Source organism: Enterococcus pernyi, assembly GCF_045371165.1.
Classification (GTDB): domain Bacteria; phylum Bacillota; class Bacilli; order Lactobacillales; family Enterococcaceae; genus Enterococcus_B; species Enterococcus_B pernyi.
In genome coordinates this window covers 242491-263665 of sequence record NZ_JBIQDM010000002.1, presented here as the reverse complement: position 1 = coordinate 263665, position 21175 = coordinate 242491, and the positions used below count along the sequence as shown (strand labels likewise).

Annotated in this window: 19 protein-coding genes, 2 tRNA genes and 1 pseudogene; 20 read left to right on the top strand and 2 right to left on the bottom strand. The window is 39.8% G+C overall.

All coding sequences use genetic code 11. From position 1 onward, the window contains the following. The first annotated feature begins 17 nt into the window (after positions 1-17). The 12 genes from atpD to ACH0AK_RS03755 all read left to right on the top strand — a co-directional run bounded on the left by atpD (position 18) and on the right by ACH0AK_RS03755 (position 6752). Positions 18-1424 (top strand): F0F1 ATP synthase subunit beta, encoded by a 1407-nt coding sequence (gene atpD / locus ACH0AK_RS03810; RefSeq protein WP_010734891.1) that lies wholly within the window; start codon positions 18-20, stop codon positions 1422-1424. 13 nt (positions 1425-1437) lie between these two features. Beyond that, a complete protein-coding gene (locus tag ACH0AK_RS03805) occupies positions 1438-1860 on the top strand; it encodes a F0F1 ATP synthase subunit epsilon (protein WP_010734892.1) in 423 nt (140 codons plus the stop codon). A gap of 311 nt (positions 1861-2171) precedes the next feature. Further along, positions 2172-2402 (top strand): DUF1146 family protein, encoded by a 231-nt coding sequence (locus ACH0AK_RS03800; RefSeq protein ID WP_029594144.1) that lies wholly within the window; start codon positions 2172-2174, stop codon positions 2400-2402. A 95-nt stretch (positions 2403-2497) separates the two neighbouring features. Then, complete coding sequence (gene murA / locus ACH0AK_RS03795; protein ID WP_010734894.1) at positions 2498-3799, top strand: UDP-N-acetylglucosamine 1-carboxyvinyltransferase; 1302 nt, start codon at positions 2498-2500, stop codon at positions 3797-3799. Positions 3800-3813: 14 nt separating this feature from the next. Next, on the top strand, positions 3814-3990 hold the full coding sequence (locus ACH0AK_RS03790; protein ID WP_010734895.1) for a DNA-directed RNA polymerase subunit beta: 177 nt from the start codon (positions 3814-3816) through the stop codon (positions 3988-3990). A gap of 212 nt (positions 3991-4202) precedes the next feature. Next, positions 4203-4478, top strand: coding sequence for a membrane protein insertion efficiency factor YidD (gene yidD, locus ACH0AK_RS03785; protein WP_010734896.1), 276 nt, complete (start codon positions 4203-4205; stop codon positions 4476-4478). Between the two features lie 32 nt (positions 4479-4510). Further along, the gene (locus ACH0AK_RS03780) at positions 4511-4960 is read left to right on the top strand and encodes a GNAT family N-acetyltransferase (protein ID WP_010734897.1); all 450 of its coding nucleotides are present in this window, start codon (positions 4511-4513) and stop codon (positions 4958-4960) included. Positions 4961-5025: 65 nt separating this feature from the next. Beyond that, the gene (locus ACH0AK_RS03775) at positions 5026-5910 is read left to right on the top strand and encodes an ROK family protein (protein WP_023520035.1); all 885 of its coding nucleotides are present in this window, start codon (positions 5026-5028) and stop codon (positions 5908-5910) included. A gap of 74 nt (positions 5911-5984) precedes the next feature. Continuing rightward, the gene (locus ACH0AK_RS03770) at positions 5985-6218 is read left to right on the top strand and encodes a DUF2969 domain-containing protein (RefSeq protein ID WP_010734899.1); all 234 of its coding nucleotides are present in this window, start codon (positions 5985-5987) and stop codon (positions 6216-6218) included. Between the two features lie 87 nt (positions 6219-6305). Continuing rightward, positions 6306-6386: transfer RNA gene (locus ACH0AK_RS03765), tRNA-Tyr, on the top strand. Between the two features lie 6 nt (positions 6387-6392). After that, positions 6393-6464, top strand: a tRNA-Gln gene (locus tag ACH0AK_RS03760). A 117-nt stretch (positions 6465-6581) separates the two neighbouring features. After that, the gene (locus tag ACH0AK_RS03755) at positions 6582-6752 is read left to right on the top strand and encodes a hypothetical protein (protein WP_010734900.1); all 171 of its coding nucleotides are present in this window, start codon (positions 6582-6584) and stop codon (positions 6750-6752) included. Between the two features lie 52 nt (positions 6753-6804). On the opposite strand, the gene ACH0AK_RS03750 is transcribed toward ACH0AK_RS03755, so the two are convergent. Further along, on the bottom strand, positions 6805-7413 hold the full coding sequence (locus ACH0AK_RS03750; RefSeq protein ID WP_137072622.1) for a TetR/AcrR family transcriptional regulator: 609 nt from the start codon (positions 7411-7413) through the stop codon (positions 6805-6807). 173 nt (positions 7414-7586) lie between these two features. Here ACH0AK_RS03750 and ACH0AK_RS03745 point away from each other — a divergent pair. Next, positions 7587-11815 (top strand): annotated as a pseudogene (locus tag ACH0AK_RS03745) (acyl-CoA dehydratase activase-related protein). Positions 11816-12052: 237 nt separating this feature from the next. Next, on the top strand, positions 12053-12760 hold the full coding sequence (locus ACH0AK_RS03740) for a GntR family transcriptional regulator (protein WP_010734905.1): 708 nt from the start codon (positions 12053-12055) through the stop codon (positions 12758-12760). 84 nt (positions 12761-12844) lie between these two features. Here ACH0AK_RS03740 and ACH0AK_RS03735 read toward each other — a convergent pair whose 3' ends face one another. Then, the gene (locus ACH0AK_RS03735; RefSeq protein WP_023520031.1) at positions 12845-13489 is read right to left on the bottom strand and encodes a YigZ family protein; all 645 of its coding nucleotides are present in this window, start codon (positions 13487-13489) and stop codon (positions 12845-12847) included. A gap of 131 nt (positions 13490-13620) precedes the next feature. Between ACH0AK_RS03735 and ACH0AK_RS03730 the strand changes: the two genes are divergently transcribed. From ACH0AK_RS03730 to prfB, 6 genes are all read left to right on the top strand, one after another. After that, a complete protein-coding gene (locus ACH0AK_RS03730) occupies positions 13621-13911 on the top strand; it encodes a DUF7662 domain-containing protein (protein WP_010734907.1) in 291 nt (96 codons plus the stop codon). Between the two features lie 263 nt (positions 13912-14174). Beyond that, entirely contained in the window at positions 14175-15500 is a 1326-nt protein-coding gene (locus ACH0AK_RS03725) for a DEAD/DEAH box helicase (RefSeq protein ID WP_010734908.1), read from the top strand. Next, positions 15481-16182, top strand: coding sequence for a ComF family protein (locus ACH0AK_RS03720; RefSeq protein WP_062804904.1), 702 nt, complete (start codon positions 15481-15483; stop codon positions 16180-16182). Before ACH0AK_RS03725 ends, ACH0AK_RS03720 begins: the two co-directional genes overlap by 20 nt. Before the next feature lie 136 nt (positions 16183-16318). Then, positions 16319-16870 carry a ribosome hibernation-promoting factor, HPF/YfiA family gene (hpf, locus tag ACH0AK_RS03715; RefSeq protein ID WP_010734910.1) on the top strand — a complete coding sequence of 184 codons (552 nt, stop codon included), beginning with the start codon at positions 16319-16321 and terminating at the stop codon, positions 16868-16870. A 217-nt stretch (positions 16871-17087) separates the two neighbouring features. Next, positions 17088-19622 (top strand): preprotein translocase subunit SecA, encoded by a 2535-nt coding sequence (gene secA, locus ACH0AK_RS03710; RefSeq protein ID WP_010734911.1) that lies wholly within the window; start codon positions 17088-17090, stop codon positions 19620-19622. 382 nt (positions 19623-20004) lie between these two features. Further along, a protein-coding gene (prfB, locus tag ACH0AK_RS03705) for a peptide chain release factor 2 (RefSeq protein WP_226075640.1) occupies positions 20005-21103 on the top strand; the annotation gives its coding sequence in 2 pieces (ribosomal slippage) (positions 20005-20076 and positions 20078-21103; 1098 coding nt in all). The last annotated feature ends 72 nt before the right edge of the window (positions 21104-21175 follow it).

Sequence of the window (21175 nt, the reverse complement as noted above, 5' to 3'; positions counted from 1 at the left end):
AGATTGGAGGAAAAAAGATGAGTTCAGGCAAGATTGTTCAAGTAATCGGTCCCGTTGTCGACGTGGAATTTTCTTTAGACCAATCCTTACCAGATATCAACAACGCATTAGTTGTTTATAAAAATGATGAGCAAAAATCAAAAGTTGTTCTTGAAGCAGCATTAGAATTAGGTGACGGTGTGATCCGTACGATCGCAATGGAATCGACGGATGGACTACAACGTGGAATGGAAGTCATCGACACAAGTAAAGCGATCTCTGTACCAGTTGGAACAGAAACATTAGGTCGTGTGTTCAACGTGTTAGGTGAAACAATCGATTTGGAAGCACCATTTCCAGAGGATGCCCAAAGAAGCGAGATCCACAAGAAAGCACCAAATTTTGATGAATTAAGCACAAGTACAGAGATTCTTGAAACTGGGATCAAAGTCATTGACTTATTAGCACCTTATTTAAAAGGTGGGAAAGTTGGATTGTTTGGAGGTGCCGGTGTTGGTAAAACCGTACTGATCCAAGAATTGATCCATAATATCGCCCAAGAACATGGGGGAATCTCAGTGTTTACCGGTGTTGGTGAACGTACCCGTGAAGGAAACGATCTGTATTACGAAATGAAAGATTCAGGCGTAATCGAAAAAACAGCGATGGTGTTTGGACAAATGAATGAGCCACCAGGTGCTCGTATGCGTGTCGCACTAACTGGATTGACGATTGCGGAATATTTCCGTGATGTCGAAGGACAAGACGTGCTCTTATTTATTGATAATATTTTCCGTTTCACCCAAGCAGGTTCGGAAGTATCTGCCTTACTAGGACGTATGCCATCAGCGGTTGGTTATCAACCAACCTTAGCGACTGAAATGGGACAACTCCAAGAACGGATCACTTCAACGAAAAAAGGTTCGATCACTTCGATCCAAGCAATCTACGTGCCAGCGGATGACTATACTGACCCAGCGCCAGCAACGACATTTGCCCATTTAGATGCAACGACAAACTTGGAACGTAAATTGACCGAACAAGGGATCTATCCAGCCGTTGACCCACTTGCTTCTTCATCAAGTGCGTTATCTCCTGAAATCGTAGGAGAAGAACACTACAAAGTAGCGACTGAAGTACAACATGTATTACAACGTTACCGTGAATTGCAAGACATCATCGCTATTTTAGGGATGGATGAATTATCAGATCAAGAAAAAATATTGGTTTCACGCGCTCGTCGAATCCAATTCTTCTTATCACAAAACTTCAATGTAGCTGAACAATTCACAGGTCTTCCAGGTTCTTATGTACCAGTTGAAGAAACTGTCAAAGGCTTCCGTGAGATTCTTGAAGGTAAATACGATGATCTTCCTGAAGAAGCATTCCGCAGTGTCGGCCGAATCGAAGACGTTGTCGAAAAAGCGAAAAAACTAGGCTACTAGAAAGGGGTGCCCCATGGATCAATATTTAACTGTTAATGTGGTTACTCCCGATGGTTTAGTTTATGATCACCATGCGGCAATCGTTGTTGCACGCACTACTGCTGGCGAACTTGGTATTTTACCACAGCATGCGCCAATCATCGTGCCTTTAACGATCGATGAAGTTCGTGTGAAGCGGACAGATTCAGATACACACGTTGACTGGATCGCTGTGAACGGCGGCATCATGGAAGTTCGCGATAACTTAGTTTCAATCGTCGCAGATAGTGCGGAACGTGAACGAGATATCGACGTCACTCGAGCAGAACGCGCAAAACAACGTGCTGAACGCCAAATCGAAGAAGCCAAACAAAAAGAAGATAAGAATGAACTGAAACGGGCAACTGTTGCGTTACACCGCGCAGTGAACCGTATCAATGTATCAAAACATAAGTGATTACTATAATTGACAAGTAATTGAATTATGGCGGGAGAACAACTCCCAAAAGAAGAGATCGGGACAAACACTTATGGGTGCTAATGCAGCCACGTGTGTTTCCCGATCTCTTCTTTTCTTTATCATTCATTGTTAGGATAAAATTTATTTTTTTGGTGTAAAGAAATGATATTTTTCATCCATTTTTCAGAGTTTGTCAAGAAAATTACAGAGATTTATCATTTTTACAACCAATAATTTCTACTTTTATAAAATTTATGGTATCATCAGTGTGTTAGTTATCAAAAACATTTGTTAGAAAGGGCGTAATGATGCAAGTATATGGTATTGATGCAATCATTCGGATCGTTAGTCATTTGGCATTTATTTACTTAGCCTTTTGGTCTTTGCGTTCTTTACGCGTTGACGCTTTTTTTCGTTCAATGCATACGACACAAATTAGAATGGCAATTGTCCTTTTTTCAATTTTTTTAGGGTATACAGCGAGCAGTTTTTTCTTAGAGATCATTGCGCTATGTCGAAATCTTTTCGTCAGCCTATAATTTTAAAAAAAGGTACTATTTTAAAACAAGAAGTGATATAATAAAAAAGATTTTGAGCGAATGTATACTCAACGGATTTTTTTGGGGGGAACAACATGGAAGAGATCATCGTAAAAGGTGGCAATCAATTAAAAGGAACAGTAAAGATCGAAGGAGCAAAGAATGCGGTATTGCCGATTTTAGCCGCAAGTTTATTGGCTGAAGAAGGAACGACCGTTTTAGATAATGTGCCAATTCTTTCTGACGTGTTCACTATGAATCAAGTGATCCGTCATTTGAACGTAGATGTAGCGTTTGATGAAGAGAATAATCGTGTGACACTTGATGCATCGAGAGAATTAGAAATTGAAGCACCTTATGAATACGTAAGCCAAATGCGTGCGTCAATCGTTGTGATGGGACCATTATTGGCTAGAAATGGTCATGCAAAAGTTGCAATGCCTGGTGGATGTGCGATTGGAAAACGTCCGATCGATTTACACCTAAAAGGTTTTCAAGCCTTGGGTGCAAAAATCATTCAAAAGAATGGTTATATCGAAGCAATCGCCGATCAACTGATCGGAAATACGATCTATTTAGATTTTCCAAGTGTTGGTGCGACACAAAACATCATGATGGCTGCTGTCAAAGCAAAAGGCACGACGATCATTGAAAACGTCGCACGTGAACCTGAAATCGTTGATTTAGCGAATATCTTAAATAAAATGGGTGCGAATGTTTATGGCGCTGGTACAGAAACGATGCGTATCGAAGGCGTTGATCATTTGCATGCAGTCAACCATTCAATCGTCCAAGACCGTATCGAAGCTGGTACTTTCATGGTAGCAGCAGCAATGACTGAAGGCAATCTATTGATCGCTGATGCGATTTCTGAGCATAATCGTCCATTGATCTCTAAATTGATCGAAATGGGTGCAACGATCACTGAAGAAGACGGTGGCGTTCGTGTCATCGGACCAAAACATATTTTACCAACAGATGTAAAAACAATGCCACATCCTGGTTTCCCAACGGATATGCAAGCACAAATGACTGCTATCCAGTTGGTTGCAGAAGGTACAAGTGTTGTGACTGAAACAGTCTTTGAGAACCGTTTCCAACATCTTGAAGAAATGCGCAGAATGAATGCACATGTAAAAATCGATGGCAACATTGCAATCATGGATGGTAATCACGAATTACAAGGTGCTGAAGTCTATGCAACAGATCTAAGAGCAGCAGCAGCGCTCGTATTAGCTGGTTTGAAAGCAAATGGAATCACACGCGTTCGTAACCTAAAATATTTAGATCGTGGCTATTATAATTTCCATATTAAATTGCAACAATTAGGTGCAGATGTGGAACGTGTAAATGTAGAAGAAACACCAGTCGAAAAAACACCACAAACAATCGCTTAAGGATGTGACGAGAGATGACGAGTCCACGCTATATTTTGATAAGTTTGGTAAAAATTTTAGCTGTCATTTTACTTGTACTCCTATTATTCATCATTGGAACAATGATCGGATATGGTTTGATTGGCGGTGGAAGTCCATTCAAGGTCTTTCAACCGAGCTTATGGTTGCATATCTTCGATTTCTTTAGTTAAGTGTGTACACTAGGTAACAGATAAGATAAAAAGAGGTTGTGGCAAAAGCGTACAGCTCCGAGAAATAAGCGCCAAAATCCGAAAATAGCTTTTCATATTTTTGGGTTTTGGCGCTTATTTCTGTAGGAGTTGCTTTTAGAACACCGTTTATCCGGTTATAGGGGATGGTAAGTGGATGTATGACCAATCCTCTTTTTTATGGAGATGAGAATATGAAAAAGATTTTAATTTATTTAGTTCGAGGATATCAGCGTTTTATTTCACCTGCGTTCCCACCAAGTTGTCGGTATTATCCAACTTGTTCTAATTACATGATCCAAGCCATCCAAGTACATGGTGCGCTCAAAGGAACCCTAATGGGAACAGCACGCATCTTTCGTTGCCACCCATTTGTGAAAGGCGGTATCGATTATGTGCCTCGTAACTTTCGTTTGACGCGTAATAAAGAAGATCAATCGATGCCAGACTATAAAAAATACAAAAAATAGAGTCATTGATTTTTATTAGATGGGAGAAAGCGATGTTTCAACAATTGAACAAAAGTGACTTACCATGGGCATTACTACTAGAAGCCGATCCTGATAAAAACAAAGTGATCGCTTATGTGACCAATGGCGATGGATTTATCTGGAAAGAGCAGGATGAAGTGATTGGTGTGCTTGTTTATGAAATCAGAGAAACGGAATGTGAGATCATGAATGTTTCTGTTGCTGATGCGCATCAAGGAAGAGGAATCGGTGGCAAGCTGATTGACCATGCACTCGAACAGTTTAGCAAAGAATGCAAACAACCAACAAAAATACTGATCCGTACAGGAAGTATCACGAATCCAGCGTTACATCTTTATCAAAAAAAAGGCTTTAAAGAAGTATCAAGAGAAAAGGATTACTTCATCAATAACTACCCAGAACCAATCTATGAAGAAGGAATACTTCTGAGAGATCAAGTCACTTTATCCAAAGAATTATAGAATAAAAAGAAAGCGTTTCATAGTGAAAATAATGATGAAAAACTATCGAGGAGGAACAAATAATTATGGGGATTTTAGCATTCGATTTTGGTGGTTCAGCTGTCAAATATGGTTATTGGGAACAAGAAACACTAACACATAAAGGTCAGTTCACAACACCAGCTACATGGAAAGAAATGAAAGCGCAATTATCATTGGTATTCCAACAATTATCACAAGAAGTAGCAATCAGTGGGGTCGCCTTTAGTGCACCAGGTGTTGTGAACAGCCAACGACAAGTAATTGAAGGTATCAGCGCGATCCCTTATATCCATGGGTTTGATATTTATACTGAATTAGAGGAATTATTTGGTCTGCCAGTTGCTATGGAAAATGATGCGAATTGCGCGGGAATGGCTGAGTTTTATGAAGGTGCTGCTCGTGGCTATCAAAATGTTGCTTTTGTAGTAATTGGTACAGGCGTAGGTGGTGCGATGTTCACTAATGGTGAATTGAATAAAGGCGCTCATCTTTATGGCGGAGAATTTGGCTTGATGTTTCTTAATGGGGAGCATACATTCAGTACATTAGGAACGGCAGTCCAAATGGCGTGGCGGTATTGTGAACGCAAAGGATTAGATAAACATACCTTTAGTGGAAAAGAAGTCTTTGAATTAGCAGAAAATGGTGATCCGCTCGCACAAGAAGAAGTTGAATCTTTTTATGATTATTTAACAAAAGGATTATTTAGTATTCAATTTTCTTTTGATCCAGAAGTGATCGTATTGGGTGGCGGAATTTCTGCAAAAGAGGGATTACTGACAGAAATCAATCAACGGATGAAAAAATTGACGAATCATTTTGGGTTGAATGATTTTGATCCATTGATCACCCTGTGTGAGTATCGCAATGATGCGAACCTGATAGGGGCAGCAGCAAATTATCTAGCGCAACACGAAGCAGGAAAATAAATTATCAAATAGAAGGCACGCAGTGAATGTTTTCTGCCGTTAAATGTGATAAACTATTGAGGAGGTGGGAAATAATGTCAAAAAAGAATAAAGATATTGAAGTGCGTACCGAAGAGATCAAAAAAACGATCAAAGGGAACACATATGAGGTAACGCAGTTATTTATTGGTAAAAAAATGATCGGTGAAATTTTAGCGTATGGCCCAAAAGAATTTGAGATTTTCTTGGGAGAAGAAGACTTTGGCAAAGAAAAAAGTCTTGAAAATGCGATAGAAACAGTAATTCGTCATTGGAATTTACACGAATAAAAAAATATCAAAAAAATTTTCAATAAAGGGTTGCAATCACTTGGAAAATTAGGTATTATAACTAAGTCAGGTTGATACAAACCTTTCGGAGGAGTAGCGAAGTGGCTAAACGCGACGGACTGTAAATCCGTTCCTTAGGGTTCAGTGGTTCGAATCCACTCTCCTCCATTTCATTGGGGTATAGCCAAGCGGTAAGGCAAGGGACTTTGACTCCCTCATGCGTTGGTTCGAATCCAGCTACCCCAGTTCCTAGAGTGATCAGTTGCAGATCACTCTTTTTTTTGTGTAAAACACCTTGTTTCTTGCTGATTTTGCTATTATAGGCTAGAGTAGATATAAGAAGAAAAAAAGGAGGCGGCACAAATGAAGTGGAAACAAAAAGTAGATGAAACAGCAGAAAAAATTTACGATATGATCAAATCGGAGAAGTACAATGTAGAGATCCATGTACCGAAAAAATCAGAAAAATTTGTCCAAATCAAAGCGAAACGTCCAACAAATCATACCAAAAAATGGTTGTCTAAAAATCGTTAAGAATAACAAAAGCTCTGAAGTTCACATAATCTTGTGTTCTTCAGAGCTTTTGTTATTTTTCAATCTCGATCCCTAAGACGGTCAAGTGACCATTTCCCACTAATTTGATGACTAAAGTAGCTAACTGCTGTGGTGTCATCTCGGTATCACTAGTGACCCACCAATGTAAAGTACCGGTGAAAATGGCAGTTATGTATTCTGTGATAAAGTCAATAGGTACTTCTAGTTCGTTCTCTGTGATTTTTAGACGATCAAAGATAGTGGCGTATTTTTCTGATAAGAAAATTTTTAACTTTTTCCTGAAAAACTCGATCGAAGTGCCGTCCAAAGTCGTAATAAATATGGCTTTGTTCTCAGCCACCAATTGGTAAATTTGAGTTAAGGCGCGGTTGACCCGTTTCAGCTTCAATTTATTGTCTTCCATCAAGGGTTCCAAATCTAAGATCGAGGTAAATGTCTGGATAGCGATATGGAATAAATGCTCATAAAGATCTTGTTTATCTTTGAAATGAGCATAAAAAGTCGCACGATTGATCATTGCTTCATCGGCAATTTCTTGGATCGTGATTCGCTCCATACTTTTTGTTTCTAGTAAACGTAAGAATGCTTCAATAATCATTTTATTGGTACGTTTCACTCGAAGATCGTTTTTCTTCATCATAAAAATCTCCTCACTTTTGGTCGACAAATCGCACACGATTGTTGTTTATCTCACAAACTGACGATTATTGCTTATTGAAATCGCTCTAAATCGTTTTAAAATAGATATATGTAGTATAACAGACGGTTTGTTCAATGTTAAACAAAGCGTTTTTTTAAGAAGGTGGCGAGACGATGAAAATGTACGGAGGTATCGATGTAGGTTCAACGACAGTAAAATTAGTGATTCTTGATAACCATGGCGAAACTCTTTTTGCTAAATACGAACGACATTATGCAGATATCAGAAAAGCAACCATCAACATATTAGAAGAAGCCAAAACAACCTTACAAGATCAGGGGATTGCTTTTGCCATCACTGGTTCTGGCGGTATGGGATTAGCGGAACATCTACAATTACCTTTTATCCAAGAAGTGATTGCATGTACAAAAACGATCGAAGAAAGGATTCCCGAAACAGATGTAGCAATTGAATTAGGGGGAGAAGATGCCAAAATCACTTTTTTTGGTTCTTCTTTAGAACAACGCATGAATGGTAGCTGCGCGGGAGGGACAGGCGCGTTTATTGATCAGATGGCAGCACTATTGAAAACCGATGCAAATGGGTTGAATGAACTAGCCAAAGCGTACCAACAGCTTTATCCAATTGCCTCTCGCTGTGGTGTATTCGCTAAAACGGATGTACAACCACTGATCAATGAAGGAGCGGCGAAGCCGATATCGCTGCTAGTATTTTTCAAGCCGTCGTCAATCAAACGATCGCTGGTTTAGCAGCAGGCAGAAAGATCAAAGGAAAGGTCGCCTTTTTAGGTGGCCCACTTTACTTTATGTCCGAATTGCGCCAACGCTTTATTGAAACGCTTGGTCTATCGACAGAAGAAGTGATTTTTCCAGAAAATCCGCAACTATTCGTAGCATTAGGGGCAGCTTATCACGCAAAAACTTCAAAGGAAAAAACACTCAGTGAATTAATCCAGAAATTGAAAAGCCAAGAGCAAGAGTTGCTTCATCCATCTCGTTCTTTAGCGCCACTGTTTCAGAACGATCAAGAGTTAGCTGATTTTCGCAGTCGACACGAAAAAGCGAAGGTGCAAGAACGTGCGCTAGCTACCCATCAGGGGGTGGCTTTTCTAGGTATTGATGCTGGTTCGACAACGACGAAAGTCACCTTGATCAATCAATCAGGAGAGCTATTATTCTCGTTTTATGGAAACAATGAAGGACAGCCTTTAGAAACAACCATCAACGTATTGAAAAATATGTATCAGCAAATGCCCAAAGGCTGCTTTATCGGTAAAGCGGTAGTGACTGGATATGGTGAAGCGTTGATCAAGAGTGCGTTGAAAATCGATATTGGTGAAGTCGAAACGATGGCGCATTATAAAGCAGCAAATTTTTTTCAACCAGGTGTCGATTTTATTTTAGATATTGGCGGACAAGATATGAAGGCAATGACGATCAAGGACAGCGCATTGTCCTCGATTCAATTGAACGAAGCCTGTTCTTCAGGTTGTGGTTCATTTATCGAAACATTTGCTAGGTCATTAGGTTATGGAATCCAAGATTTTACGGTTGCAGCTATTTCAGCCAAGAACCCTGTGGACTTAGGTTCCAGATGTACGGTCTTCATGAATTCAAAGGTCAAGCAAGTCCAAAAAGAAGGCGCTTCTGTTGGAGACATCTCGGCTGGTCTATCTTATTCTGTGATCAAAAATGCGATCTACAAAGTGATCAAAATCAGAAAACCAGAAGATCTAGGCAATAAGATCGTGTGCCAAGGTGGAACCTTTTACAACGATGCAGTCTTGCGAGCATTTGAAACAATCAGTGGAAGAGAAGTTGTTCGTCCTTCTATCGCAGGATTGATGGGTGCATATGGGGCTTCTTTGATTGCTTTGGAAGAATATCAAAAAGGGGAAATAAGTGAAGTACTCTCATTCGAAGAATTGTCTCAGTTGACGACAGAAAAAGAATTGACGCACTGTGGGTTGTGTGAGAATAATTGCCTATTGACGGTCACTTTATTTTCTGATGGTCGGAAGTTGATTTCTGGTAATCGTTGTGAACGTGGGGCACAGATCAAAATCAAAAAAGCCGATAAGAAAATCAATTTAGTGGCTGAAAAATCTCGGCAATTATTCCGTTACCGTCCATTACGAAAAACAGAAGCTGTCAACGGGGAAATCGGGATTCCAAGAGTATTGAATATGTATGAAAACTTTCCTCTTTGGCAGACTTTCTTTCGTACTTTAGGCTTTCGAGTAGTCTTATCCCCTCGTTCGAGTAAGGAAATCTACGAACAAGGAATCGACACGATTTCAAGTGATACCGTCTGCTATCCAGCGAAACTGGTGCATGGCCATATCCAGTCACTGATCGATGCTGGTGTTCCCTGCATTTTTTATCCGGGCGTGATCTTTGAGCAAAAGGAGAACAACCAAGCGGACAATCATTTTAATTGTCCCATCGTTCAAAGTTATCCAGATGTCATCAAAAATAATGTCGATGCGATTCGGGAAGGAAGGATCGATTACCGTCAGCCGTTTTTGAATCTAGCGAACGAAGCATCAGTGGCAAAGACGTTACACCAAACATTTTCTGACTATGGATTTTCAGAAGATCAAATAAAAGAAGCCTTACACCAAGGATATGAAGCATTAGCCGATTTAAAAAAAGAAATTCAGCAAAAAGGAGAAGAAACCTTGAGGATGCTACATCAAAACAATGAACGTGGCATCGTCCTTGCAGGTCGCCCTTACCATCTAGATCCGGAAATCAATCATGGGATTGCAGAATTGATCACACAAGAAGGCTTCCATGTCTTGACAGAAGATAGCATTGCTCATCTAGGAGATGTGGGGCAATTACGAGTAGTGAATCAATGGGTCTATCAATCAAGATTATATGCAGCTGCCCGAGTCGTCGCCAAATCTAAGGAGTTAGAATTAGTGCAATTAAACTCTTTCGGGTGTGGTATCGATGCGGTGACAACTGATCAAGTGGAAGAAATCATGGCGCAATATGGCAAGTTATACACTGTCCTAAAAATCGATGAAGGTGCAAATTTAGGTGCCATCAGGATACGCTTGCGCTCATTAAAAGCGGCAGTCAATGCACGAAACAAACAAAAATTTCGCCCAACGAAACAATTTCTTACACCGGAAAAAATCACCTTTACCAAAGAAATGAAGAAAACACATACCTTGTTATTGCCGATGTTAAGTCCTATCCATCAATCTGGTTTAGTTGATGTTGCTCTAAAATCCTCGGGATATCGAGTCGTTTGTTTGCCAAGTGAAAGTGGCAGTGCCGTTGATGTTGGGTTGAAGTATGTCAACAATGACGCGTGTTATCCAGCAATCATCTCGATTGGGCAAATAGTCGAGGCATTGGAAAGTGGCACATATGATTTAAATCATACCAGCGTGATGATGACCCAAACAGGAGGTGGATGCCGAGCGACTAATTATATCCCACTACTTCGCAAGGCGCTTGATGAAGCTGGCTTCCCACAGATACCTGTGGTTTCTGTGTCTTTCGGCAATCAAGGGGTAGAATCTTCTCCTGGTTTTACGTTCACATTGCCATTGTTGAAACGTTTAGCTGTTGCTTTTTTATATGGCGATCTTTTTGAACGAGTCGTTTACCGCACTCGACCGTATGAGATAGAAAAAGGCGCGATTGATGAAATACACCATCAATGGCTTGAACGAGTGGAACGCAATGTCAAAAATGGTTCTTTGACAAATTTCAATCGAAATATGGCGAAAATCATCCATGATTTTGACACGGTTCCGCTAACGAACCAAACGAAACCTAAAGTAGGGATTGTTGGAGAGATCCTAGTCAAGTATTCACCGACAGCCAATAATGATATCGTCCGATTATTAGAAGAAGAAGGAGCTGAAGTCGTTGTACCTGATATCATGGGCTTTATGAATTATTCGATATACAATCAAATCTGGAAATATGAACATTTAGGTCATTCGAAAAAAAGTAAATGGGTCGCGCAGTTTCTTATCCGCTTGATTGAATATGTTGTAAAGCCAATGGATAAAGCATTAAGGAAATCACAACGCTTTGATGGAATAACACCAATTCATCAATTAGCAGAGGGAGCAAGCCAGATTTTATCAATTGGCAATCAGACCGGCGAAGGCTGGTTTTTAACCGGTGAGATGATTGAATTGTTGGAAAATGATGTGCCTAATATCGTTTGTATGCAACCATTTGGCTGTCTACCGAATCATGTCGTAGGCAAAGGGGTATTCAAAGAGCTTCGTCATCGTTACCCAAAAGCCAACATTACGGCAATCGATTATGACCCAGGTGCTTCCTTAGTCAATCAATTGAATCGAATCCGTTTGATGATGGCAACGGCCATGAAAATACTGGATCAATGATTAGTTGGGTGAACTTGAGCCAGCCTTTTTTGATTCTGTCGTTTCCGAGCAAGAATAGTCAGGGCTTGTTACTTTAATTACTTATTGAATAAGAGTGAATGATCATAGGTCTATATCCAAACGCTATTATATCGGAGGGCAAGGCAGTGGAATGAACAGCATGATGGGCTCTTTTTTGTTGAGAATTAGGTATATACCAGTTATAATAAAATAGAAATGAAAGGACGGGTAGATGTTATGTCGAATCAATTACCGGTATATATACAAATTCACGATCAAATCAAAAGTGAAATCGAGCAAGGCGTCTGGAAAATTGGAGATCGTCTTCCTTCAGAAAGAGAATTAGCCATCAAGTTTAATGTTAGTCGAATGACTTTAAGACAAGCAATCCAAAACTTAGCCGATGAAGGAATCCTTGAAAGAAAAATTGGATCAGGTACCTACGTGGCACGAGAAAAAGTCCAAGAAAAGATGTCTGGTGCAACCAGTTTTACCGAAATCATGGAATCACAAAATCGTGTACCATCCAGTCGAACGATTTCTTATTTTCTCACGTCACCAAGTTCGAGTGAAATGGAGAAATTGCAACTAAAAAAAGATGATACTATCTTACGAATGGAACGTATTCGTTTTGCTGATGATATCCCTATTTGCTTTGAGATTGCGAGTATTCCGCAAAAAATCATCGACGGATACAGCAAAGCAGAAATTACGGAGTCATTGTACCGAACACTCGAAGAAAAAAGAGGAAACAAGATCGGTGCGGCGAAACAAACAATTTCAGCAGTCTTAGCTTCAGAAAAAATTGCTGAATATTTAGAGGTCAAGCGAGGAGATGCTGTTTTACGTTTAAGACAGATTTCTTACTTTGAAGATGGCACGCCATTTGAATACGTACGTACCCAATATGTCGGCGACCGCTTTGAGTTTTATTTAGAAAGATGATCGTTCATATTGAATAAAAAGACCAGAGAATAGTCATTGGCATAGCTGCCTTCTATTCTTTGGTCTTTTTCTCTATGATCAGGCTCATTCTCTTGTTTGAATGAGTTGTTCATGATAAGAAACAGCGCCTTCAGTAAATGTCACTTGACCGCTCAAAAGTTCAATGATTGCTTCTTGGAAAGCAGAGACCTCTTTTTCATTGATCATGCAAACAACGATGACTTTTTCTGTATAGCGGATTTCTTTCACATTCACCTGCTGGAGTGCCAAGAAGTTTTCTATTTTTCCTAGCTGGGGATAGGCAATATGAATCGATAATTCTTGTTGCAATGTTCCTTCAACGATGCCAATTTCTTGTAATGCGTGGGAAACCGAATGCGCATATGCACGAATCAAGCCGCCTGTACCTAATTTGATCCCGCCGAAATAACGAGTCACAACAGCCGCAACATTGATTAGTTCATTTTTTTTGATTACTTCTAGCATCGGCACGCCAGCAGTTCCACTCGGTTCACCATCATCGCTACTTCGTTGAATCTCATTTTTTTCACCAATCACGAACGCACTACAATTATGATTGGCTTTCCAATGTTCTTTTTTTGTTTCTTGGATAAATTGTTTTGCTTCTTCTTCCGTTTCAACTCGTTTCAGTGAGCAGATAAAACGTGATTTTTTTATTTCAAGCTCACTTTGACCATTTTCTTTGATCGTGTAATAACGTTCTAACATCTGTTTCACTACTTTCATTGTTTGTTCTCGTCTCTTTTCAAGTATAGAGAATTTTTTTCTGCATGACAATTATGTTAATAGTTGCTTAACGAAGGGAATATGGGATAATAAAGAAAAGTGAGGTGCGTAACATGAAAGAACGAGTCAAAAAGTATGATGCCATCACTCATTATTTAAAGACAAATGGTGGCTCTCAAATCACGCTGACATTTACTCAAATCGATGAGTTGCTTTTTCCAAGTAGTGCCTTGCCCCGTTCTGCACGAGAAAGTACCGATTGGTGGGCGAACGACTATAAACATCCTGAAAAAGGCGCCTATGGCTGGATCAATGCTGGCTATGAAGTGGTGGTCATCAATTTAGAAAAAGAATTTATCGTATTCAATCAATTAGTCAAATCCAGTTGGTTGTTTGACGAATAACTATTTTTCTAGCTGTTGATCCGATCCCTCGATTCAAGTTCAAATTTAGGTCTAGCTACATATATCAGTATGATCTGAGTCCGAAAGTTTCTGTTAAAGAAATGGCCCGCTGACTCAGTTTCATACTTTTTTTGTTTTTCATTGAAATCATCACGTTCGTTCGTCCGCTTATTAGCTGATTTTCTAATTGGATCAATCCGATTGATTCTGCATGAAGAATTTCTTTTTTGGCGTATCTATTTTGCGAAGGGAGAGAAGTGCACATGCAAGCGGAAGATTTTTTTGGGCGGCGATTATTAACTAAAGAAGTATATGGGAATGAACATTCTTATGAAAAATTGAACTATGTAGTGGTCGATGCAATCACAATAAAAAAGAAGCAGCTTTATTGCAATCGTTGCAGTCAAACGACCCCTTTGCAAACTGCAAGGCTCAATGCGTCTACCTACTACTGTCCCCACTGTCTGTTTTTGGGGCGTTGCGATACCCTGCAACAGCTCTACTTATTCGAACAACCAAATGGAAAGAAGCGTCATATAAATCACTGTTGGGAAGGTCAATTAACAACACTACAACAGCAAATTTCGGATGATCTATGTGAACGATCGGGTGAGCATTTGGTTTGGGCAGTTACCGGTTCAGGCAAGACGGAGATGCTTTACGCCAGTATCCGAAAGACCTTAGCTAAAGGTAGGAGAGTTGCTATCGCCTCACCAAGGATCGATGTTTGTCAGGAATTATACCTACGACTTAGCAAGGTCTTCCCAGAAGAAACGATCCGCCTGCTTCATGGGAAATTAGACGAACCTGATCGCTATGGTTCTTTAGTGATTTGTACGACGCATCAGTTGTATCGTTTTTACCGAGCATTTGCTCTTTTAGTAGTAGATGAAGTGGATGCTTTTCCATTTGTGGGGGATCAAGGGTTAGCTTATGCAGTGGAAACCGCGCTACAAAGAAATGGCCAACTGATATATTTAAGTGCGACACCCGATGACCAGTTATTGAAAAAAAGCCGAACAGCTATGACTGTTCATCAGTTGGCTTTACGCTTTCATCAACGATTATTGCCAGAACCGAAACTGCTTTTTTGGGATCAGTGGGCTAATCGCTGTTTACACCCAAAAAAGAATCAACGATTGTGTCGCTTGATCCAAGAGCTAGTCAAAGAAAACCATGTGCTATTGTTTTGCCCGAGTATCTCTTTAATGGAGCAATTGGAGAAACAATTAAAAAAACAATTGTCTTGTCGTATGACATCCGCCTCATCAAAAGATGAAGCACGTAGTAGCAAAGTCCAAAATATGAGAGAGCAACATTACGATGTGTTTTTGACAACGATGATCTTAGAGCGCGGGGTGACTTTTGAACGGATCTCAGTCGTTGTTTTAGGCGCCGATCATCCGGTATTCAGCAAATCATCACTGGTCCAAATTGCTGGACGTGCCGATCGAAAGGGAGGATTCACCAATAGTCAGGTCTATTTTTTCTATGAAGAAAAGACACGTGCTATCGCAAAGGCGTGTAAAGAAATCAAACAAATGAATAAAAAAGGAAAAGAGCAACGAGATGAGATGCGTATACTGTAAGAAAACATTTAGTAGAAATATAACAATTAGTGAATTGCTTGGACTGAAAAAAATAGCGAGACGTTGCCAGGAATGTCAATTTTTATTCCAACGAATACAACAGGAGAGTAGCCATCAGTGCGAAGGCTGCCAAAAAGTATGGACGAAACAGGCGATTGATCAACCTGACTATTGCCGAGATTGCTTGCATTGGCGTACGCGTTATCCTGACTATCGTTTTTGTCATCGTGCGTTCTTCCGCTATGATCACGCGTTCCGTACTTGGCTCAAACAATATAAATTCATGGGGGATATCCTGTTGGCACACACATTCAGCTTAGAGTTACAAGAATTACGAAAACAATATAAGTCGTTTGTTTTTTGTCCGATCCCATTGTCTACAGAAAGGATCAGCGAAAGGGGATTTAATCAAGTGAGTGAACTATTGAGAGCTGCTGGGCTTCCTTTTCAAGAATTGCTGATCAGAGAAAAACACCATACACCGCAATCTAAAAAAACAAGAGAGCAACGTTTGATTACGTCCCAACCATTTGTTTATCAGCCATCTACACTTAAAATCAAAGGGGAAAATATCTTACTGATCGATGATGTTTATACGACTGGCCAGACGATGTTCCATGCAGCGACCTGCCTATTGGCGCAGTCACCCAATAAAGTACAGACGTTCTCACTTGCTAGATAAGCTTTTTGTAGAAACAGCAGTAAAATGACAGCGATTTAGTTTGCAAATGCTTACGAGTTCGATATAATAGAAGTAAGAAGAGGGAAAGAGTGGTCCTTCTCCTTCTTGATTGTGGTAGATGAAAGGGGTAGTTTTTATGTTTAGATATAATGTACGCGGCGAAAATATCGAAGTAACTGAAGCGATTCGTGACTACGTAGAGAAAAAAGTAGGAAAATTAGAACGTTATTTCAGCGATGCTCCCGATGCTACGGCGCATGTGAATTTAAAAGTTTATACTGAAAAAACAGCAAAAGTGGAAGTTACGATTCCATTACCTTATCTCGTATTACGTGCCGAAGAAACTTCACCAGATCTATATGCAAGTATTGATTTGGTTGTTGATAAATTGGAACGTCAAATCCGCAAATTTAAAACAAAAATCAATCGCAAATCTCGTGAAACTGGTTTGAATACAGCAAATGCGGCGGTTATGTTCAATAATGAAGACGAAGAAGAAAATGAGTCTGAATTAGATATCGTGCGTACAAAACGCTTGTCATTGAAACCAATGGACAGCGAAGAAGCTGTTTTACAAATGAATATGTTAGGCCATAACTTTTTCATCTTTGAAGATGCAGAAACGAATGGTACAAGCATTGTTTACCGTCGTAAAGATGGCAAATATGGATTGATCGAAACTGATTGATAAATAACGAAAGAATAACATGAGAAAAACTTGCAGTGGTCTCTAATGACTACTGCAAGCTTTTTTTTCGGATTGAATAGATAAAAAAGAATATGAAATAATTATGAAGATATCACTTTAATTGTCTTAAGTTATTTCATTTATCCACAACTAATGATAAAATAAGAAACAGAGTCTACATAGTTTGGATATTATATAAAAGGAGATTAAACAACGCATGGCCAATTTTATTCGTTCGATTATCGAAAATGATAAGAAAGAACTAAAACGTTTAGAAAGTATTGTAAAAAAAATCGAAGCTCATGCTGATGATATGGCAGCATTAACAGATGAACAATTACAAGCAAAGACAACCGAATTTAAGGAAAGATATAAAAAAGGGGAAACATTAGATCAACTTTTACCAGAAGCTTTCGCAGTCGTTCGTGAAGCAGCAAAACGCGTATTAGGATTGTACCCTTACCCTGTGCAGTTGATGGGGGGGATCGTACTTCATGATGGAAATATTCCAGAGATGCGTACCGGTGAAGGGAAAACCTTGACTGCTACGATGCCTGTTTATTTAAATGCTTTGACGGGAGAAGGCGTTCACGTAGTTACTGTCAATGAATACTTGTCTACCCGTGACTCCAATGAGATGGGTGAGTTATACAACTTCTTAGGTTTGACAGTTGGTTTGAATATCAATTCAAAATCAGCAGATGAAAAACGTGAAGCCTACAATTGTGATATTACGTATAGTACAAACAACGAGCTAGGGTTTGACTATTTGAGAGACAACATGGTCGTTTATCGTCATCAAATGGTACAACGTCCATTGAACTATGCAATCGTCGATGAAGTCGATTCGATCTTGATCGATGAAGCAAGAACGCCATTGATCATTTCTGGACAAGCAGAAAAGTCAACTGCGTTATATACGCGTGCTGATAACTTTGTCAAACGATTGAAAGAAGAAGAAGATTATAAAATCGATGTTCAATCAAAAACGATCAGCTTGACTGAAGCGGGAATTGAAAAAGCCGAAGAAACTTTTGGTTTAGATAACTTATATGATATCGAAAATTCTGCTTTAACGCATCATATCGATCAATCATTACGCGCAAACTATATCATGATTTTAGATATCGACTATGTGGTCCAAGATGGAAAAGTAATGATCGTTGACCAATTTACTGGTCGTATCATGGATGGACGCCGTTATTCTGATGGCTTGCACCAAGCGATTGAAGCCAAAGAAGGCGTGGAGATCGAAGATGAAACAAAAACGATGGCATCGATCACATTCCAAAACTATTTCCGTATGTATAAGAAATTATCTGGTATGACAGGGACAGCGAAGACAGAAGAAGAAGAGTTTAGAGAAATCTACAACATCCAAGTCATTCAAATCCCTACAAATCGTCCGGTCATTCGTGATGATCGTCCAGATTTGTTATATCCGACATTGACAAGCAAGTTCAATGCAGTCGTTCAAGATATCAAAGATCGTTACCGTAAAGGACAACCTGTTCTTGTAGGTACTGTCGCTGTTGAAACGTCTGAATTGCTTTCTGATTTATTGAACCGAGAACGCGTACCTCATGAAGTACTAAATGCCAAAAACCACTTTAAAGAAGCCGAGATCATCATGAATGCTGGTCAAAAAGGAGCAGTTACGATTGCAACGAACATGGCTGGTCGTGGTACGGATATCAAGTTAGGTCTAGGTGTTCGTGAGTTGGGTGGATTAGCCGTTATTGGTACAGAACGTCACGAATCAAGACGTATCGATAACCAGTTACGTGGACGTGCCGGTCGTCAAGGAGATCCAGGGATGTCACAATTCTACTTGTCTCTTGAAGATGACTTGATGAAACGATTCGGTTCAGAACGAATCAAAGCTTTCTTGGAACGCATGAAGATCGGTGAAGAAGATGCAGTGATCCAAAGTAAGATGTTGTCGAAACAAGTTGAATCTGCGCAAAAACGTGTAGAAGGAAACAACTACGACACACGTAAAAACGTTCTTCAATACGATGACGTGATGCGTGAACAACGTGAAGTCATCTATAAACAACGTCAAGACGTCATCATGGAAGAAACAAGTCTATCTGAACCATTGATGAATATGGTCAAACGAACGATCAGTCGAGTAGTAGATGCACATACTCAACTTGAAAAGGAAAACTGGAACCTTGAAGGGATCGTTGACTTTGCTGGTAGTACACTTGTTCATGAAGACAGTATTTCATTGGCTGATCTAGAAGGCAAGACACCGCAACAAATCAAAGAATTCTTAAATGAAAAAGCACAAGAAATCTTTAATACGAAAGCTTCACAACTAAATGGACCTGAGCAATTACTTGAGTTTGAAAAAGTCGTGATCTTACGTGTTGTCGATTCAAAATGGACAGACCACATCGATGCAATGGATCAATTACGTCAATCGATCGGACTACGTGCTTACGGACAAAACAATCCACTTGTCGAATATCAAACAGAAGGCTACAAAATGTTTGAAGACATGATTGGTGCAATCGAATACGAAGTAACACGTATCTTTATGAAAGCAGAGATCCGTCAAAACGTCCAACGTGAACAAGTGTCTCAAGGACAGCCTGTTCAACCAACAGAAGGCGGCGCGAAAGAAAACAGTCGATTGAATGTGAAATCACAGCCTGTCAGTGTCAATAAAGTTGGTCGTAATGACCCTTGTCCATGTGGCAGTGGTAAAAAATTCAAAAATTGTCACGGCAAGAATGAAATGTAATCTTTCCTATTGAAAGAAATCGTTCATACTGAACAATAAGATTTGATCAATTCAGAAAAGGAACTCCCCTCATATGAGAGTGATCGTTCCTTTTCACAAACTAAAATAGATAGGGAATCTTAAAGCACTATTTTTTGTTTTATGACTTCCCTGAGGTCAAGCAGTACTGAGCCTCAAGAAATAAGGTGGAATCCGCAAAAATCGTTCGTTGAATTTTTGTGGATTCCACCTTATTTCCGAAGAGGTTACTTTTGGGACACACTACCATTAAGAACGGAATGAAAAAGGGAAAGTGGCAAGCTTGTCGCATCTTATTCTTTCTGTTCGTTCAAGATTCTGGTAGACTAAACAATGAAGATTAGACAGAAAGAAGGAAATCGAAATGGAAATTTCTGAAATTCGAAACCTCCTAACCGAAATGCAAGAGAAAGTCACAAGTTTTAGGGGGTCTCTTTGACTTAGATCAGCTGGAAGAAGATATTGCTGAAGCAGAAGCAAAAATGGCTGAACCAGGTTTTTGGGATGATAGTGAAGCTGCACAAAAAGTGATCAATGAAAATAATGCAAACAAAGAAACCTATGATCAGTTCAATGAACTCGCACAAGAGCTAGAAGAACTAGAATTGATGGTGGAAATGTTACAAGAAGAGCCAGATGCACAAATGCAAGAAGAAGCACAAGAGCGAATCAGTGCGTTAGCTGAAAAAATGATGACTTACGAATTAGCCATGTTACTAGACGGACCTTATGACCGCAATAACGCCATCGTCGAGCTGCATCCAGGTGCTGGGGGAACAGAATCTCAAGACTGGGGAAGTATGTTGTTACGAATGTACACCCGTTGGTCAGAGCAACACAACTACCAAGTGGAAATGTTAGATTACCAGGCTGGTGATGAAGCTGGAATCAAAAGTGTGACATTATTGATCAAAGGGCATAATGCTTATGGTTATCTGAAATCAGAAAAAGGCGTTCACCGTCTTGTTCGGATCTCGCCATTTGATTCGGCGAAACGCCGACATACGTCATTTTGTTCGGTCGATGTCATGCCAGAATTAGATGACATGATCGACATCGAGGTCAATCCTGATGATTTGAAGATCGACACTTACCGAGCAAGTGGAGCGGGTGGACAGCATATCAACAAAACAGAATCTGCTGTACGGATCACACATTTGCCAACAGGAACGGTCGTTGCCAGTCAGGCACAACGCTCACAATTAAAAAACCGTGAACAAGCGATGGGGATGCTGAAAGCGAAACTTTATCAATTGGAAGTTGAAAAGAAAGAACAAGAAGCAGCTGCATTACGTGGGGAACAAATGGAAATCGGCTGGGGCTCACAGATCCGTTCTTATGTTTTCCATCCGTATTCGATGGTCAAAGATCATCGGACCAATGTGGAAACTGGAAATGTCCAAGCGGTGATGGATGGCGAGTTAGACCCATTCATCGATGGCTATTTAAAAATGCATATATAGTATGCTTACGATTAGTAGTAAATTGAAATAAAATTGTAAGATTTCGAAAGCAAGCTGAAACATTCCCATGCT

Excerpts from the sequence above, each read along its gene's own strand:
- atpD (WP_010734891.1), top strand. The coding sequence starts at position 18 with ATGAGTTCAGGCAAGATTGTTCAAGTAATCGGTCCCGTTGTCGACGTG.
- ACH0AK_RS03805 (WP_010734892.1), top strand. The coding sequence starts at position 1,438 with ATGGATCAATATTTAACTGTTAATGTGGTTACTCCCGATGGTTTAGTT.
- ACH0AK_RS03800 (WP_029594144.1), top strand. The coding sequence starts at position 2,172 with ATGCAAGTATATGGTATTGATGCAATCATTCGGATCGTTAGTCATTTG.
- murA (WP_010734894.1), top strand. The coding sequence starts at position 2,498 with ATGGAAGAGATCATCGTAAAAGGTGGCAATCAATTAAAAGGAACAGTA.
- ACH0AK_RS03790 (WP_010734895.1), top strand. The coding sequence starts at position 3,814 with ATGACGAGTCCACGCTATATTTTGATAAGTTTGGTAAAAATTTTAGCT.
- yidD (WP_010734896.1), top strand. The coding sequence starts at position 4,203 with ATGAAAAAGATTTTAATTTATTTAGTTCGAGGATATCAGCGTTTTATT.
- ACH0AK_RS03780 (WP_010734897.1), top strand. The coding sequence starts at position 4,511 with ATGTTTCAACAATTGAACAAAAGTGACTTACCATGGGCATTACTACTA.
- ACH0AK_RS03775 (WP_023520035.1), top strand. The coding sequence starts at position 5,026 with ATGGGGATTTTAGCATTCGATTTTGGTGGTTCAGCTGTCAAATATGGT.
- ACH0AK_RS03770 (WP_010734899.1), top strand. The coding sequence starts at position 5,985 with ATGTCAAAAAAGAATAAAGATATTGAAGTGCGTACCGAAGAGATCAAA.
- ACH0AK_RS03755 (WP_010734900.1), top strand. The coding sequence starts at position 6,582 with ATGAAGTGGAAACAAAAAGTAGATGAAACAGCAGAAAAAATTTACGAT.
- ACH0AK_RS03750 (WP_137072622.1), bottom strand. The coding sequence starts at position 7,413 with ATGATGAAGAAAAACGATCTTCGAGTGAAACGTACCAATAAAATGATT.
- ACH0AK_RS03740 (WP_010734905.1), top strand. The coding sequence starts at position 12,053 with ATGTCGAATCAATTACCGGTATATATACAAATTCACGATCAAATCAAA.
- ACH0AK_RS03735 (WP_023520031.1), bottom strand. The coding sequence starts at position 13,489 with ATGTTAGAACGTTATTACACGATCAAAGAAAATGGTCAAAGTGAGCTT.
- ACH0AK_RS03730 (WP_010734907.1), top strand. The coding sequence starts at position 13,621 with ATGAAAGAACGAGTCAAAAAGTATGATGCCATCACTCATTATTTAAAG.
- ACH0AK_RS03725 (WP_010734908.1), top strand. The coding sequence starts at position 14,175 with ATGCAAGCGGAAGATTTTTTTGGGCGGCGATTATTAACTAAAGAAGTA.
- ACH0AK_RS03720 (WP_062804904.1), top strand. The coding sequence starts at position 15,481 with ATGAGATGCGTATACTGTAAGAAAACATTTAGTAGAAATATAACAATT.
- hpf (WP_010734910.1), top strand. The coding sequence starts at position 16,319 with ATGTTTAGATATAATGTACGCGGCGAAAATATCGAAGTAACTGAAGCG.
- secA (WP_010734911.1), top strand. The coding sequence starts at position 17,088 with ATGGCCAATTTTATTCGTTCGATTATCGAAAATGATAAGAAAGAACTA.